The 14,729-nt window shown below is 64.2% G+C and carries 13 protein-coding genes; 12 read left to right on the forward strand and 1 reads right to left on the reverse strand.

Annotated elements, in window-relative coordinates:
• Window positions 1-54 precede the first annotated feature (54 nt).
• The 9 genes from infB to QRN54_RS04780 all read left to right on the forward strand — a co-directional run bounded on the left by infB (window position 55) and on the right by QRN54_RS04780 (window position 9,612).
• Complete coding sequence (gene infB / locus QRN54_RS04740) at window positions 55-3,000, forward strand: translation initiation factor IF-2 (protein ID WP_030535614.1); 2,946 nt, start codon at window positions 55-57, stop codon at window positions 2,998-3,000.
• Window positions 3,001-3,113: 113 nt separating this feature from the next.
• Complete coding sequence (locus tag QRN54_RS04745; RefSeq protein ID WP_003942205.1) at window positions 3,114-3,404, forward strand: DUF503 domain-containing protein; 291 nt, start codon at window positions 3,114-3,116, stop codon at window positions 3,402-3,404.
• Between the two features lie 310 nt (window positions 3,405-3,714).
• On the forward strand, window positions 3,715-4,194 hold the full coding sequence (gene rbfA, locus QRN54_RS04750; protein ID WP_003942248.1) for a 30S ribosome-binding factor RbfA: 480 nt from the start codon (window positions 3,715-3,717) through the stop codon (window positions 4,192-4,194).
• A gap of 12 nt (window positions 4,195-4,206) precedes the next feature.
• Complete coding sequence (locus QRN54_RS04755; protein WP_054188570.1) at window positions 4,207-5,199, forward strand: DHH family phosphoesterase; 993 nt, start codon at window positions 4,207-4,209, stop codon at window positions 5,197-5,199.
• Window positions 5,200-5,209: 10 nt separating this feature from the next.
• Window positions 5,210-6,613: an MATE family efflux transporter gene (locus QRN54_RS04760; RefSeq protein ID WP_054188593.1), complete on the forward strand. Its 1,404-nt coding sequence runs from the start codon at window positions 5,210-5,212 to the stop codon at window positions 6,611-6,613.
• Complete coding sequence (locus tag QRN54_RS04765; protein ID WP_007735051.1) at window positions 6,598-7,521, forward strand: metallophosphoesterase family protein; 924 nt, start codon at window positions 6,598-6,600, stop codon at window positions 7,519-7,521. Before QRN54_RS04760 ends, QRN54_RS04765 begins: the two co-directional genes overlap by 16 nt.
• A 13-nt stretch (window positions 7,522-7,534) precedes the next feature.
• Window positions 7,535-8,194: a 4'-phosphopantetheinyl transferase family protein gene (locus QRN54_RS04770; RefSeq protein WP_003942126.1), complete on the forward strand. Its 660-nt coding sequence runs from the start codon at window positions 7,535-7,537 to the stop codon at window positions 8,192-8,194.
• Between the two features lie 24 nt (window positions 8,195-8,218).
• Window positions 8,219-9,139, forward strand: a complete 921-nt coding sequence (gene truB / locus QRN54_RS04775) for a tRNA pseudouridine(55) synthase TruB (RefSeq protein ID WP_285181679.1) — start codon at window positions 8,219-8,221, stop codon at window positions 9,137-9,139.
• Window positions 9,136-9,612, forward strand: coding sequence for a GNAT family N-acetyltransferase (locus tag QRN54_RS04780; protein WP_219467601.1), 477 nt, complete (start codon window positions 9,136-9,138; stop codon window positions 9,610-9,612). The genes truB and QRN54_RS04780 overlap by 4 nt, the downstream gene beginning before the upstream one ends.
• Window positions 9,613-9,621: 9 nt before the next feature.
• Here the strand turns inward: QRN54_RS04780 and QRN54_RS04785 are convergent, their stop codons facing one another.
• Complete coding sequence (locus tag QRN54_RS04785) at window positions 9,622-10,368, reverse strand: metal-dependent transcriptional regulator (RefSeq protein WP_030535607.1); 747 nt, start codon at window positions 10,366-10,368, stop codon at window positions 9,622-9,624.
• Between the two features lie 117 nt (window positions 10,369-10,485).
• On the opposite strand from QRN54_RS04785, the gene QRN54_RS04790 reads away from it, so the two are divergent.
• The 3 genes from QRN54_RS04790 (at window position 10,486) to QRN54_RS04800 (ending at window position 14,603) form a co-directional block, all read left to right on the forward strand.
• Window positions 10,486-11,466: a bifunctional riboflavin kinase/FAD synthetase gene (locus QRN54_RS04790; RefSeq protein ID WP_003942148.1), complete on the forward strand. Its 981-nt coding sequence runs from the start codon at window positions 10,486-10,488 to the stop codon at window positions 11,464-11,466.
• A gap of 158 nt (window positions 11,467-11,624) precedes the next feature.
• Window positions 11,625-11,894, forward strand: a complete 270-nt coding sequence (gene rpsO, locus QRN54_RS04795) for a 30S ribosomal protein S15 (protein ID WP_007735061.1) — start codon at window positions 11,625-11,627, stop codon at window positions 11,892-11,894.
• Window positions 11,895-12,332: 438 nt separating this feature from the next.
• Window positions 12,333-14,603, forward strand: a complete 2,271-nt coding sequence (locus tag QRN54_RS04800) for a polyribonucleotide nucleotidyltransferase (RefSeq protein ID WP_003942275.1) — start codon at window positions 12,333-12,335, stop codon at window positions 14,601-14,603.
• Window positions 14,604-14,729 lie beyond the last annotated feature (126 nt).

The following is a 14,729-nucleotide window of genomic DNA, read 5'->3' on the forward strand; positions in this document are numbered from 1 at the left end:
CGGGACCCACATCTGTGGGATGCCTCCTGCTCGACCTCATCAGTGAGGAGAGCAGTGGCAGGCAAGGCCCGCGTGCACGAGTTGGCTAAAGAACTCGGTGTCACCAGCAAGGAACTACTCGCAACGCTCAAGGAGCAAGGCGAGTTCGTGAAGTCTGCGTCATCCACAGTGGAGGCGCCCGTCGCCCGTCGTCTGCGGGAGTCATTCCCGTCGGCAGGCGGAGCAGAAACCAAGTCCGAGACCGGCGCAGCCGCTCCGGCGGCTCGCCCCGCGGCAAAGCCCGGCGCACCGTCGCCGTCGGCTGCAAAGCCTGGCGCACCGCGTCCCGGCCCCAAGCCGGCCGCACCCGCACCGGCTGCTCCCGCAGCTCCGGCCCCGGCAGCCCCCGCGGCTCCCGCAGCCGCTGCTCCGGCAGCACCGTCAGCGCCGGTCCCCACCCCGACGTTCAACGCTCCGAAACCAGCACAGCCGGCACGTCCGGCTCCGGCTGCTCCCGCAGCGTCGGCACCGGCAGCCCCCGCGGCTCCGGCCGCACCGTCCACCGGCGCAAAGCCCGGCGGACCGCGTCCGGGACCGAAGGCACCTCGCGTCGGTAACAACCCGTACTCCTCGGCACCCGCCGAGCGTCCGGCACCTCGTCCGGCTCCCGGCGCACCGCGTCCGGGCGCAGGTCAGGGCGGTTCTCGTCCGGCTCCGGGTCAGGGCGGTCCCCGTCCGGCTCCGGGTCAGGGTGGACCTCGTCCGGCTCCGGGTCAGGGCGGTCCCCGTCCGGCTCCCGGTCAGGGTGGACCCCGTCCGCCTGCAGGTCAGGGCGGACCCCGTCCCAGCCCCGGCTCCATGCCTCCTCGCCCGAACCCGGGTGCAATGCCTGCTCGTTCCGCTCGTCCCGCGCCCGGTGGCGGCGGACGTCCGGGTCGTCCCGGTGGCGCTCCCGGTGGTCGTCCGGGTGGCGGCGGCGGTGGATACCGCGGTGGCGGCGCTCCCGGCGCCGGTGCTGGTGCAGGTGCTCCCGGTGGAGCAGCTCCGGCCGGTGGATTCCGCGGTCGTCCCGGCGGCGGTGGCCGTCCCGGTCAGCGCGGCGCAGCGGCAGGTGCATTCGGTCGTCCCGGCGGAGCAGTTCGCCGTGGACGTAAGTCGAAGCGGGCGAAGCGCGCCGAGTACGAAAGCATGCAGGCTCCCGCAGTCGGCGGCGTCAGGCTGCCACGCGGCAACGGCGAGACCATCCGTCTCGCTCGCGGCGCATCTCTGTCGGACTTCGCGGACAAGATCGACGCGAACCCCGCAGCACTCGTGCAGGCGTTGTTCAACCTCGGTGAGATGGTCACGGCAACTCAGTCGGTCAACGACGAGACGCTGGAGCTGCTCGGCGGCGAAATGAACTACGTCGTGCAGGTCGTCAGCCCGGAGGACGAGGATCGCGAGCTGCTCGACAGCTTCGACCTCACCTACGGCGAGGACGCCGGCGGAGAAGAGGACCTCGAGTCCCGTCCGCCTGTGGTCACCGTCATGGGCCACGTCGACCACGGTAAGACCCGTCTGCTCGACGTGATCCGTAAGGCGAATGTCCGTGAGGGCGAAGCCGGCGGCATCACGCAGCACATCGGTGCCTACCAGGTGCTGACCGAGCTCGAGGGCAACGAGCGTCTCGTGACGTTCATCGACACCCCCGGTCACGAGGCCTTCACGGCCATGCGTGCTCGTGGTGCCAAGGCCACCGACCTCGCGATCCTTGTTGTCGCAGCCGACGACGGCGTCATGCCGCAGACGGTGGAAGCGATCAACCACGCCCAGGCGGCCGACGTGCCGATCGTGGTCGCGGTGAACAAGATCGACAAGGAAGGCGCGAACCCGGACAAGATCCGGCAGCAGCTCACCGAGTACGGACTGGTGGCCGAGGAATACGGCGGAGACACCATGTTCGTCGACATCTCGGCGAAGCAGGGTCTCAACATCGACGCACTGCTCGAAGCAGTGCTGTTGACGGCCGACGCTTCCCTGGATCTGCGCGCCAACCCGGACATGGACGCGCAGGGTGTTGCCATCGAGGCGCACCTCGACCGTGGCCGCGGCCCCGTCGCTACCGTGCTCATTCAGCGCGGAACGCTGCGGGTCGGCGACTCGATCGTTGCCGGCGATGCTTACGGCCGCGTCCGCCGCATGGTGGACGAGCACGGTCAGGACGTCCACGAGGCACTGCCTTCACGTCCGGTCCAGGTCATCGGCTTCACGTCGGTCCCCGGTGCAGGCGACAACCTGCTCGTGGTCGACGAGGACCGTATCGCTCGTCAGATCGCGGACCGTCGCAACGCACGTAAGCGCAACGCGCTTGCAGCGAAGAGTCGTAAGCGCATCAGCCTCGACGATCTCGATGCAGCTCTGAAGGAACATTCACAGCTGAACTTGATCCTCAAGGGTGACAACTCGGGAACCGTGGAGGCCCTCGAAGAGGCTCTCCTCGGAATTCCGATCGACGACGAGGTGCAGTTGCGCGTCATCGACCGCGGTGTCGGTGGCATCACGGAGACCAACGTCAACCTGGCTGCTGCGTCCAACGCGATCATCATCGGCTTCAACGTCCGCGCCGAAGGCAAGGCAACGGAGCTGGCGAACCGCGAGGGCGTCGACATTCGCTACTACTCGGTGATCTACCAGGCCATCGACGAGGTCGAGAAGGCACTCAAGGGTCTGCTCAAGCCGGTGTACGAAGAGGTCGAGCTGGGCAAGGCAGAGATCCGCGCCATGTTCCGTTCGTCCAAGATCGGCAACATTGCCGGTTGCTTGGTCACGTCGGGCAGCATCCGTCGCAACGCCAAGGCACGTCTCATCCGCGACAGCAAGGTCATCGCCGAGACGGTCACCATCTCCTCGCTCAAGCGGGAGAAGGAAGACGCTACCGAGGTTCGCGAAGGCTACGAATGTGGTTTGACCGTCACCTATTCCGATATCAAGATCGGTGACGTTCTCGAGTGCTACGAGCTTCGCGAGAAGCCGCGCGACTGATTATGTCGACACGGGCGTTGGGGCGGACGCACGTGAGTACTAGCTGACATGGACTCTCTCGGACTTGAACATACAAGTCCGAGAGAGTCCATTCGGCTCTGTATAGGGGGAAAATGTTTGTAGGGGCACTGGAGTTCGACATCCTTTTCGGCGATGTCCACTCACTCAAGGAAAAGCGTTCGATGCTGTCGCCGATCCTGACGGAACTCCGTCGATTCGGTGTGAGTGCAGCGGAGGCGGGGGAGCAGGGACGCCTGCGTCGTGCGCTCGTGGGAGTCGGTGTGGTCAGTTCGTCCGTCGATCACCTGCACGACGTTCTCGATCATTGTGAGCGGGCGGTCGCCGAGCGTCCGGAGATTCAGTTGCTGGCTGTGCGAAGGCGAATCTTCGGCCCGGAAGACTGAGCGTCATCGGGCGGTGTCGATGAGCCACGCTTCCAGACGGCGTACCGAATCGAGTTCGTCGGCAAGGGATTCGGTGGCTTCGGGACCAACTGTGGCGGTGTTTGTGCTCACGCTCGACGCATGCGACAACTGTGGAGATCGACGACGGGCCTGGCGGCGGTGGCTCGTGGTCGAAGACCTCTACCGATGGTGATTTGGTTGCCGGGTAGCCGATGGACGAGACTGTTGTCGGTAATAATTCTTGTTAACCAGAACTTTGATCGATCGAGTCACCTCGATTCGAGTGGCCAGGTAGAGGAGACTGACAGTCATGGTAGATCCAGCCCGGGCACGCAAGTTGGCAAAGCGTATCGGAACCATCGTCGCGACCGCGATCGATCACGAGATCAAGGATCCGCGACTCGCATTCGTGACCATCACGGACACCAAGGTCACCAACGATCTGCACGACGCGACGGTGTACTACACAGTCATGGGCGAGAAGGTTGATTCCGCACCCGATGTGGAAGCCGCCGCCGCAGGTCTCGAGAAGGCCAAGGGTGTTCTCCGCTCGAAGGTCGGTGCCGGAACCGGAGTTCGCTTCACACCGACTCTGACGTTTGTCGCCGATACCGTTCCCGACACCGCGCGTCATATGGAAGAACTGCTGGCCCGTGCCAAGGCCGCCGACGACGAGGTCGCCAAGGCGCGTGAGAATGCACAACCGGCCGGAGATGCAGATCCGTACAAGGAGCCGCGAGTGGCTTCGGACGAAGACGAGGCGTCGCCAGATGTTCGTGAAGCCGACTGACGCGCACCGAGAATGACGATCACCGCACTTTCGGACGTCGACCCCTGCGAGGCGAAGTTCGCTCAGGTGGCCGAGGTTCTCGAATCGGCACACACGGTGACAATTCTCTGCCATGTGCAGCCGGATGCGGACACGATCGGCAGCGGACTTGCGCTCGGTCTCGTTCTCGAGCGTCGGGGCATTTCGGTGCAGGTCGCGTTCAGTCGGCCGTCGGCGCTGCCCGAGTCGATGCGCGATTTCCCCGGTCTCCACTTGCTCGTGGCGCCCACTGATGTTCGGGAAAGTGTCGATGTACTGGTGACGGTGGATGTCGGCAGCGAGGGCCGTCTCGGTGAGTTGTCGAGTCGACTCGCCGGCGCGAATCGCACGATCGTCCTTGATCACCATCGCTCCAATTCCGAATTCGGAAGTATCAACGTCGTCGACGAAGCCGCGGCTTCGACGACGGCGCTCATCGCACGATTCTTCGATGCGTGGGGAGTCGCGATCGATCGCGATATCGCGCACTGTCTCTATGCCGGACTGGTCACCGACACCGGCTCCTTCCGGTGGGGAGGTCCGCTTCCGCACGTGCTCGCGGCGCGTTTGCTGGCGACCGGCATCGACGGCGACGCGATTGCGCGAAAGCTGCTCGACACCCATCCGTTCGGGTGGTTGCCGATGCTGGCTTCGGTACTCGGGTCCGCGGTGCTGGTCCCGGAAGCCGCGGACGGCCGTGGGCTGGTGTACGCGGTCATCCGACGCAGTGACATCGGCGATCTTCGCTCCGAGGAGATCGAGAGCGTCGTCGATATCGTGCGAACCACTTCGGAAGCCGAAGTTGCCGCCGTACTCAAAGAGTCGGTTTCCGGAAGCTGGTCGATCTCGTTGCGTGCAAAGTCGGCGATCGACGTGTCGGCGGTCGCTGAAAGTCTTGGTGGCGGCGGGCACCGGCTGTCGGCCGGATACACGTCGACCAGTTCCAGCGACGAGATTGTTGCCGCGCTCGTCGCGGCACTCGGCTGAATCCGCGGCATTGAGCGAATCTGACGCCACCTCGGCAGGATCTTCGGCAGCTGATTTCGACGTCACTGGGCGTCGAATCTTTTCCCTGGCGTTTCCGGCACTCGGGGTACTGGCAGCCGAACCCCTATATCTGTTGTTCGACATCGCCGTGGTCGGCCGACTCGGGGCACTCCCGCTGGCCGGGTTGGCGGTCGGTGGTCTGATCCTGTCGTTGGTGAGTACGCAGCTGACCTTCTTGTCGTATGGGACGACGGCGCGCGCGGCACGGCTGCACGGAGCGGGGCGCGAGCGTGATGCGGTGGGCGAGGGTGTTCAGGCGACCTGGCTGGCGGCCGCGATCGGCCTGGCCTTGGTCGTGATCGTGCAGGTGATCGCCGGCCCGCTGACTTCGGCGGTGGCCGGGACTCCCGACATCGCCGCGGCTGCGGAAAGTTGGCTCCGGATAGCGGTGTTGGGTGTTCCACTCATCCTGGTGGCCCTGGCCGGCAACGGCTGGATGCGCGGGGTTCAGAACACGGTGCGACCGCTGCGGTTCGTCCTTGTCGGCCTGGGTATTTCGGCGGTGTTGTGTCCAATTCTGGTGCACGGCTTGCTCGGTGCTCCGCGTCTGGAACTCGAAGGATCAGCTGTTGCGAATCTGGTGGGCCAGAGTGTTTCGGGTGTGCTGTTCGCCTGGGCGCTCTTTCGTGAACCGGTTTCGGCTCGACCACATTTTGCGATCATGCGGGCGCAGATGCTGATGGGCCGTGACCTGATTCTGCGCAGCCTCGCATTCCAAGCGTGTTTCGTTTCCGCGGCTGCAGTGGCGTCGAGGTTCGGTGCGGCCGTAGTCGGTGCACACCAAGTCGTCCTCCAACTGTGGAACCTGGTTTCGCTCCTTCTCGATTCCTTGGCGATCGCAGCTCAGACGCTGATCGGAGCGGCGCTCGGCGGTGGATTCGCAGCCGCGGCGAAAAGGATGACCTGGCGGATCACCGCATGGTCGACGGTATTTGCCGTGGTGCTCGCGATCTTCTTCGCCGCCGGCCACTCCGTGATCCCCGGACTCTTCACGTCCGACGCCGAGGTGCTCGGTCAGATGTCGATCGCATGGTGGTTCTTCGTCGCGATCATGCCGGTGGCGGGAATCGTCTTCGCACTCGACGGTGTTCTACTCGGCGCCGGGGACGTGGTGTTTCTGCGCAACGCGACCATGCTGTGCGCAGTTCTCGGGTTTCTGCCCGCGATCTGGCTCTCTCTCGCCTACGACTGGGGGCTCGCCGGAATTTGGGCAGGGCTTACCGTGTTCGTAGTACTTCGGATGGTCGCGGTGTCGTGGCGAGCGTTTTCCGGCAAGTGGGCAGTGACAGGTCCGGCGACGGCGAAGCGCGGAAGTTCAACTGAGGAAGCAGAGGGATCGTGGCAGCAAAGCTGATGGCGGTGAGCGACATTCATGTCGGTCACAACGGCAACAAGCCGATGACGGAGGAACTGTTTCCGGATTCGCCTGACGACTGGCTCATTCTCGCCGGAGATGTTTCCGAGAAAACTGACGACATTCGGTGGGCGTTGAAGCTCCTTCGCAGCCGATTCGCAAAGGTCATCTGGATTCCGGGCAACCACGAACTGTGGACGACCGCCAAGGATCCGGTTCAGATTCACGGAGCGCCGCGCTACGAGTATCTGGTCAACATGTGCCGCGAACTCGACGTCATCACACCCGAGGACCCGTTCCCGGTGTGGGAGGGAGACGAGGGACCGGTCACGGTCGTCCCGATGTTTCTTCTCTACGACTACTCCTTCCTGCCGGAAGGTGCGCGAGACAAGGAACACGGGCTCGAGATCGCGCGTGACAAGAACGTCGTCGCCACCGACGAGTTCCTACTCTCACCGCAGCCGTATGCGACGCGCGACGCATGGTGCCGGGCGAGGATCGAGTACACCCAGGCGCGGTTGGATGCGCTTCCCGAAGGAACAAGAACCGTTCTCGTGAACCATTTCCCGATGGTCCGGCAGCCGACGGACGTACTCATGTATCCGGAGTTCGCACTGTGGTGCGGAACCACCGCTACCGCCGACTGGCACGTGAAGTACAACGCGGTGTGCTCGGTGTACGGGCACCTGCACATCCCTCGAACCACGTACTACGACGGCGTCCGCTTCGAGGAAGTCTCACTCGGATACCCGCGCGAGTGGCGTCGGCGTGGACTGCCGGAGAAGTTGTTGCGTCAGATTCTTCCCGTTCCGGAGTACCCGCCGGGAACGCTCAACAAGTGGGGTGGCCACTTCAAGGTCACGCCGGAGCAGGAAGCCGAAGTCGAGCGCATGCGCGCCGCACGCTGAGAGGTATCGCTACGTGATCGAACAGATTCTTCCCGGTGGAGTTGCGACGGCCGAGGCCTTCGTGGATCCGCCCGGTCTGGTTCCGCACCCCAGTGAGGAGGCGTTGATCGGCCGCGCGGTCGAGAAACGTCGTCGCGAGTTCGTGACCACCCGGCACCTTGCGCGTCAGGCGATGGGCAAGCTCGGTGTTCCGTCTGCCGCTGTCATGCGCGGCGAGCGTGGTGCGCCGCTCTGGCCGCAGGGAGTGGTCGGGAGCCTCGCCCATTGCGACGGCTACCGCGGCGCTGTCCTGGCGTACTCCATGCAGGTCCGCTCACTCGGTATCGACGCCGAACCGCACGGCCCGCTGCCGGACGGGGTATTGCCCGCGGTCAGCATCGAGGCGGAACGAACGTGGTTGGACACTCAGGAAACCGGCGGTCCGGTGCACTGGGATCGAGTGCTCTTCTGCGCGAAGGAAGCCACGTACAAGGCGTGGTTTCCGCTCACCGGGCGCTGGTTGGGTTTCGAGGACGCCCACATCACGTTCGAGGCGGAGTCGGAAACGTCCGGCACTTTCAACTCGCGTCTGCTGGTCCCCGGTGAGGCGACGTCCGGTCCGCCGCTCACCTCTTTCGACGGCAGGTGGTTGGTGTCGGACGGACTCATCCTGACGGCAATTTCGGTGCAGTGAGCGCGACTGGCAGAATCGGCACACGTGTCAGCTCGTGAAAAGCCTTCCTCCGGTCTTGTCGGCGCCGGAATTCTGATTGTCGACAAAGAGGCGGGTATCACCAGCCACGACGTGGTCGCTCGGTGCCGCAAGTTGTTGAACACCCGGAAGGTGGGACACGCCGGGACGCTGGATCCCATGGCGACCGGTGTTCTCGTTCTCGGCGTCGAGCGTGCGACCAAGTTGCTCGGACTCCTGGCGCTGACAACCAAGGCGTACTCGGCGACCATTCGCCTCGGGGCAGCGACGGACACGGACGATGCCGAGGGGGAGGTCCTGACCTCCGCAGACGCTTCGCAGGTGACGGACGCGGAGATCGCGGCGATCGTGGCCACGCTGACCGGGGACATCAAGCAGATCCCGGCAAGCGTGAGCGCTATCAAGGTCGACGGTCAGCGCGCACATGCTCTGGTGCGTGCGGGAGAAACCGTCGAACTCGCGCCTCGCCCGGTAACGGTGTCGACTTTCGAGGTTCTGGCTCGGCGAGATGTCCCGGGTGGCTTCGTCGATCTGGACGTCGACGTGGAGTGCTCGTCCGGTACGTACATCCGCTCGCTTGCCCGCGACCTCGGTCGTGAGTTGGGCGTCGGCGGTCATTTGACGGCATTGCGCCGCACCCGCGTCGGGCCGTTCACTCTCGAACATGCGCGCACGCTCGAAGATCTGGCGCAGCAGCCGGGTGTGAGCCTCGACATCGATCAGGCCGCGCAGACAGCCTTTCCGCATCGGCAGATCACGGCGGAGGAAGCCGAGGCGATCAGCCAGGGGCGCTGGCTCGAGCCGATCGGGATGAAGGGGATCTGTGCGGCGATCGATCCCACCGGTCACACGATTGCGCTCCTGCAGGAGAGGGGTCGACGCGCCAGTTCGGTGATGGTCGTGCGACCGGCGACGCTTCGCGGGTGATCGTCCGCGAGCGTGTCGACGGCGACCTCGACGGCTGCGTCGACGCGCTGGCACAGGTCCACGAGTGCGACGGATATCCGAACACGTGGCCGGAACACCCGCGCCGCTGGCTCAGTTCGCCCACGGTGGTGAAGGCGTGGGTCGGTGAGAGCGACGGTCGTGTTGTCGGTCATGTGGCCGTCGACAGCGAGGTCGCAGGTGCGCCCACAACCGCGGGATCGATAGCCGTGTCGCGACTGTTCGTTCATCCTGGCTCACGTGGAAACGGCCTCAGCGATGCGCTACTCGATGCCGTGACGGATTTCGCAGCCGAGAGTCGGTTGGAACTGGTGCTCGACGTCGTCGACGACGCTCTGCCGGCGATCGCACTGTACGAGCGTCGAGGGTGGGTGTACGTCGACGAGAGGCTCGCCGACTGGACCCGGACCGACGGCGTCCGGCCCGTGGAACGCCGATACCGACTGCCGCTTTGACTACCTCGGCTAGACGAGCCAAATTGCTTGAGCGACTGGACTTCCCAAGTCGATGGTGTTGGGGCTGTCGCCGAGTCGAACGGATACTGTCCCGGCGAAATCGCGGCGCTCCTCGACGGTGATCTCGACATCGAGACTGACGCCGACGGAATCGAAGTACCGGAGCATTTCGGGATCGGAATCGGAGATCCGGGCAACGCGGCCCCGCTCACCGTTGGCGAAGTCGCTGAGCTGGCGGGCCGGGGGAGTCGGCACCGAACCGTCGGTGGCGGGAATGGGATCACCGTGCGGGTCACGTTCGGGGAAGCCCAGTTTGGCGTCCATCCGAGAGATCATCAGATCGGAAACGGCGTGTTCGAGGACTTCGGCCTCGTCGTGGACTTCGTCCCAGCCGTATCCGAGTTCCTGAACCAGATAGGTCTCGATCAACCGGTGGCGCCGGACCATGGAGACGGCGGCGGCGCGGCCGCTGTCGGTCAGGGCGATGGATCCGTAGCGGGCGTGATCGACCAGGCCCTGGTCCGAGAGTTTGCGGATCGCCTCGGAGACCGTCGAGGCCGAGACGCTCATTTTCTCGGACAGGAGCTTGGTGGAAACCCGCTCGTGGGACCATTCCTGGATAGTCCAGATGACCTTGAGGTAGTCCTGGGCCACCGACGAGAGTGCGAGCGTGTCGATTGCCGCGTCGTGCGCCGAAGTGCTGTCGCCGTCCGACGTCGATGATGCTTCCGAGGTTCCGGTCTTGTGAGCTGCCACAACGCTTAGCTTAGGCTACGAAATCCGGAACTTCCGTACGTGAGCGGCAGCACAGCGGTGATTCGCTGGGCGGGTCCGAACGTGACCCGCCGCCGGTGGACCCGTAGGCTGCCAATCGTGCTGAGATGGCGTGGTCTCGACGAAGTTCCGGCCGATTGGGGTCGTTGTGTGCTCACTATCGGTGTGTTCGACGGTGTGCATCGTGGGCATGCCCAATTGATAGCGAGAGCGGTTACCGCTGCCCGCAAACGTGGTGTTCCGAGCGTGTTGATGACGTTCGACCCGCATCCCATGGAGGTTGTGCGGCCGGGTAGTCATCCAGCCCAGTTGACGACGCTGCAACGGCGTGCGGAATTGGCTCAGGATCTGGGCATCGACGTGTTCTGCGTGATGCCGTTCACCGCTGATTTCATGAAGCTGACGCCGGAGCGTTACGTCCACGAGATTCTCGTCGAACGTCTACATGTCGCCGAGGTCGTGGTGGGGGACAACTTCACCTTCGGCAAGAAGGCGCTCGGCAATGTCGATCTTCTTCGTGAAATGGGCGCTCGCTTCGGCTTTGCCGTCGACGGCGTCCAGCTGCTCGCCGAGCATGCGGTGACGTTCTCGTCGACCTACATCCGCTCGTGCGTCGACGCAGGCGACATGGAAGCGGCTACCGAAGCTCTGGGCCGTCCACATCGTGTCGAAGGTGTGGTCGTCCACGGTGACAAGCGTGGACGCGAGTTGGGGTTCCCGACGGCCAACGTTGCACCGCCGATGTTTTCGGCGATTCCGGCCGACGGCGTGTACGCGGCGTGGTTCACGGTGCTCGGTGCCGGCGAGGAACTCGGAACCGTCGTTCCCGGTCGCCGATACCAAGCCGCGGTGTCTGTGGGTACCAATCCGACCTTCTCCGGCCGGACCCGAACCGTCGAGGCATACGTTCTCGACACCGAAGCAGACCTGTACGGACAACACGTCGCGGTCGACCTGGTTTCGCGGATTCGCGGTATGGAGAAGTTCGACTCGATCGAGTCGCTCATCACGGCGATGAACCGAGATGTCGAACGCGCACGCCGGATTCTGAGTGAGGATGCAGAACGTAGCGTCGGTTGAGTTCCTCCTGTGTCAGTGGCGGCCGCCACATTCGCTCCAGGTGGGCGAGAGCGCCTCATTGCTGCTGGTAGGATCTTCTCTCGGTGCGTGCTGCGGTTTGCGGTGGCCGCGCCCGATCTAGTTCCTTTCACGCAAACGTCATCACAGGAGTGAATCAAGTGGCCTTGACCACGGAAGAAAAGAAGGCCGTTCTCGGCGAGTACGGCTTGCACGAGACCGACACGGGATCGCCTGAAGCTCAGGTGGCAATGCTCACCAAGCGCATCACCGATCTCACCGAGCACCTCAAGACCCACAAGCATGACCACCACTCGCGTCGTGGACTGCTCTTGATGGTCGGTCGCCGTCGTCGTCTGCTGAAGTACGTGGCAAAGACCGACGTCGCTCGCTACCGCACGCTCATCGAGCGTCTCGGCCTGCGTCGCTAGATTTTTCTCACGACGCTGATCGAAAGCAACACGGCATGCTTCGGTTTGCCGAACACTCCGTCAGCCGGCGAAGCCACGCATATACTGGGCTTCGCTGGCTTTCGGCGTTAGCTGCCGCAAGGCAGTTTCCGCTGTCGGCGCTATGCACAGTTGTCCAGGCGCAGTTGTGCAGTACGCAGCCAGCACACCGTATGCACCAGAGAACGTGGTGTCGGTTGTCGGTAGTGGTTCTCCGGACCGGGCAAGTGCCCGAAAGCTCCGGCGGACTTCGATCGACGGCCGCCCGAACGTCGTGACGTCCCGAAGCAGAAATCGCTCGCATCGCAAGGAGCGTCTGCAATTCAAGAGGGGGACGTCCCTCGGTGCGCAGTTTCCACCAGGAGGGTGGAAACGCCCGCGCGGGTACGGCGAAGACGAGAGGGAAGTGAAGAGAAAAGAATGACAGAGAATTCCGTAGTAGAGGTCGACGAAGGCGTGTTCGAATCCACCGCCGTGATCGACAACGGGTCCTTCGGTACCCGCACCATCCGTTTCGAGACCGGACGCCTTGCTCAGCAGGCCGCCGGCGCCGTCGTTGCTTACCTGGACGACGAGACCATGCTGCTGTCCGCCACGAGCGCCAGCAAGCACCCCAAGGAGCACTTCGACTTCTTCCCCCTGACGGTGGACGTCGAAGAGCGTATGTACGCAGCGGGCCGCATCCCCGGTTCGTTCTTCCGTCGTGAGGGACGCCCCTCCACCGACGCGATCCTGACTTGCCGCCTCATCGACCGGCCGCTGCGCCCGTCCTTCGTCGACGGTCTCCGTAACGAGATCCAGGTCGTCGTCACGGTCATGAGCCTCAACCCGCAGGATCTGTACGACGTCGTGGCCATCAACGCTGCTTCCGCGTCGACGCAGATCGCGGGCCTGCCGTTCTCCGGACCCGTCGGTGGCGTGCGCGTTGCACTCATCGTCTCGGACGAGAACAAGACCGGCCAGTGGGTTGCATTCCCGACGGTCGATCAGCTCGAGAACGCCGTCTTCGACATGGTCGTCGCCGGCCGCGTCGTTTCCGGTAGCGGTGACAACGCCGACGTCGCGATCATGATGGTCGAGGCCGAGGCCACCGACAACGTCATCGCGAAGATCGCCGACGGCGCTCAGGCACCGACCGAGGCCATTGTCGCCGAGGGCCTCGAGGCCGCCAAGCCGTTCATCGCACGCCTGTGCGCTGCACAGGCAGCACTTGCATCCAAGGCTGCAAAGCCCACGGGTGACTACCCGGTCTTCCCGGCGTACCAGGACGACGTTTTTGCTGCCGTCGAGGCTGCTGCGTCCGAAAAGCTCAATGCCGCACTGACAATCGCCGGCAAGCAGGAACGCGACGACAAGACCGACGAGGTCAAGGTCGAGGTTCTCGAGCAGGTTGCACCCAACTTCGAAGGCCGCGAGAAGGAACTGGGAGCAGCGTTCCGCTCGCTCACCAAGAAGCTGGTTCGCCAGCGCATCCTGCGCGATCAGTTCCGCATCGACGGCCGCGGCGTCACGGACATCCGTTCGCTGTCCGCCGAGGTTGCGATCATCCCGCGCGCACACGGCTCCGCACTGTTCGAGCGTGGCGAGACCCAGATCCTGGGTGTGACCACTCTCGACATGGTGAAGATGGCTCAGCAGGTCGACTCGCTCGGTCCCGAGACCACCAAGCGCTACATGCATCATTACAACTTCCCGCCGTACTCCACCGGTGAGACGGGCCGCGTCGGTTCGCCGAAGCGTCGCGAAATCGGTCACGGTGCACTCGCCGAGCGCGCTCTCATGCCGGTTCTGCCCAGCGTCGAAGAGTTCCCTTACGCGATTCGCCAGGTCTCTGAGGCTCTGAGCTCCAACGGTTCCACCTCGATGGGCTCGGTGTGCGCGTCCACGCTCGCACTGCTCAACGCCGGTGTGCCGCTTCGCGCTCCGGTTGCCGGTATCGCCATGGGTCTGGTTTCCGACCAGGTCGACGGCGAAACCCGCTACGTCGCGCTGACCGACATCCTCGGCGCCGAAGACGCCTTCGGCGACATGGACTTCAAGGTCGCAGGTACCAAGGACTTCGTCACGGCCCTGCAGCTGGACACGAAGCTCGACGGCATCCCGTCGCAGGTCCTTGCCGGTGCACTCTCGCAGGCCAAGGACGCACGGACCACGATCCTCGAGGTCATGGCGGAAGCCATCGACACCCCGGACGAGATGAGCCCGTTCGCTCCCCGCGTGACGGCCATCAAGGTCCCCGTCGACAAGATCGGTGAGGTCATCGGCCCCAAGGGCAAGATGATCAACTCCATCACCGAGCAGACCGGTGCCAACATCTCCATCGAAGACGACGGCACCGTGTTCGTCGGCGCCACCGATGGACCGTCTGCACAGGCCGCGATCGACATGATCAACGCCATTGCCAACCCGCAGCTCCCCAAGGTCGGCGAGCGGTTCCTGGGCACGGTCGTCAAGACCACCGCCTTCGGTGCCTTCGTTTCGCTCCTGCCGGGACGCGACGGACTGGTGCACATCTCGAAGCTGGGCAGCGGTAAGCGCATTGCCAAGGTCGAAGACGTGGTCAACGTCGGATCCAAGATCCGCGTCGAGATCGCCGACATCGATGCTCGCGGCAAGATCTCGCTGATCCCGGTCGAAGAGGGCAACGACGAGGCTGCCGCTCCGGCCGCCGACGAGGCTGCTTCCGAGTAGATCTCACTTCGTACTCTGATGCGGCCCCGCGCGGATTTCCGTGCGGGGCCGCATCTGTACTGTCTGTAGACACAGAGCCTGTAGATACCTGATTGACCACTTGCACCGAGGACTGCTGAACCTTTT

This window comes from Rhodococcus sp. MEB032, assembly GCF_030208925.1.
GTDB lineage: Bacteria > Actinomycetota > Actinomycetes > Mycobacteriales > Mycobacteriaceae > Rhodococcus_F > Rhodococcus_F qingshengii.

Excerpts from the sequence above, each read along its gene's own strand:
- QRN54_RS04745 (WP_003942205.1), top strand. The coding sequence starts at position 3,114 with ATGTTTGTAGGGGCACTGGAGTTCGACATCCTTTTCGGCGATGTCCAC.
- rbfA (WP_003942248.1), top strand. The coding sequence starts at position 3,715 with ATGGTAGATCCAGCCCGGGCACGCAAGTTGGCAAAGCGTATCGGAACC.
- QRN54_RS04755 (WP_054188570.1), top strand. The coding sequence starts at position 4,207 with ATGACGATCACCGCACTTTCGGACGTCGACCCCTGCGAGGCGAAGTTC.
- QRN54_RS04800 (WP_003942275.1), top strand. The coding sequence starts at position 12,333 with ATGACAGAGAATTCCGTAGTAGAGGTCGACGAAGGCGTGTTCGAATCC.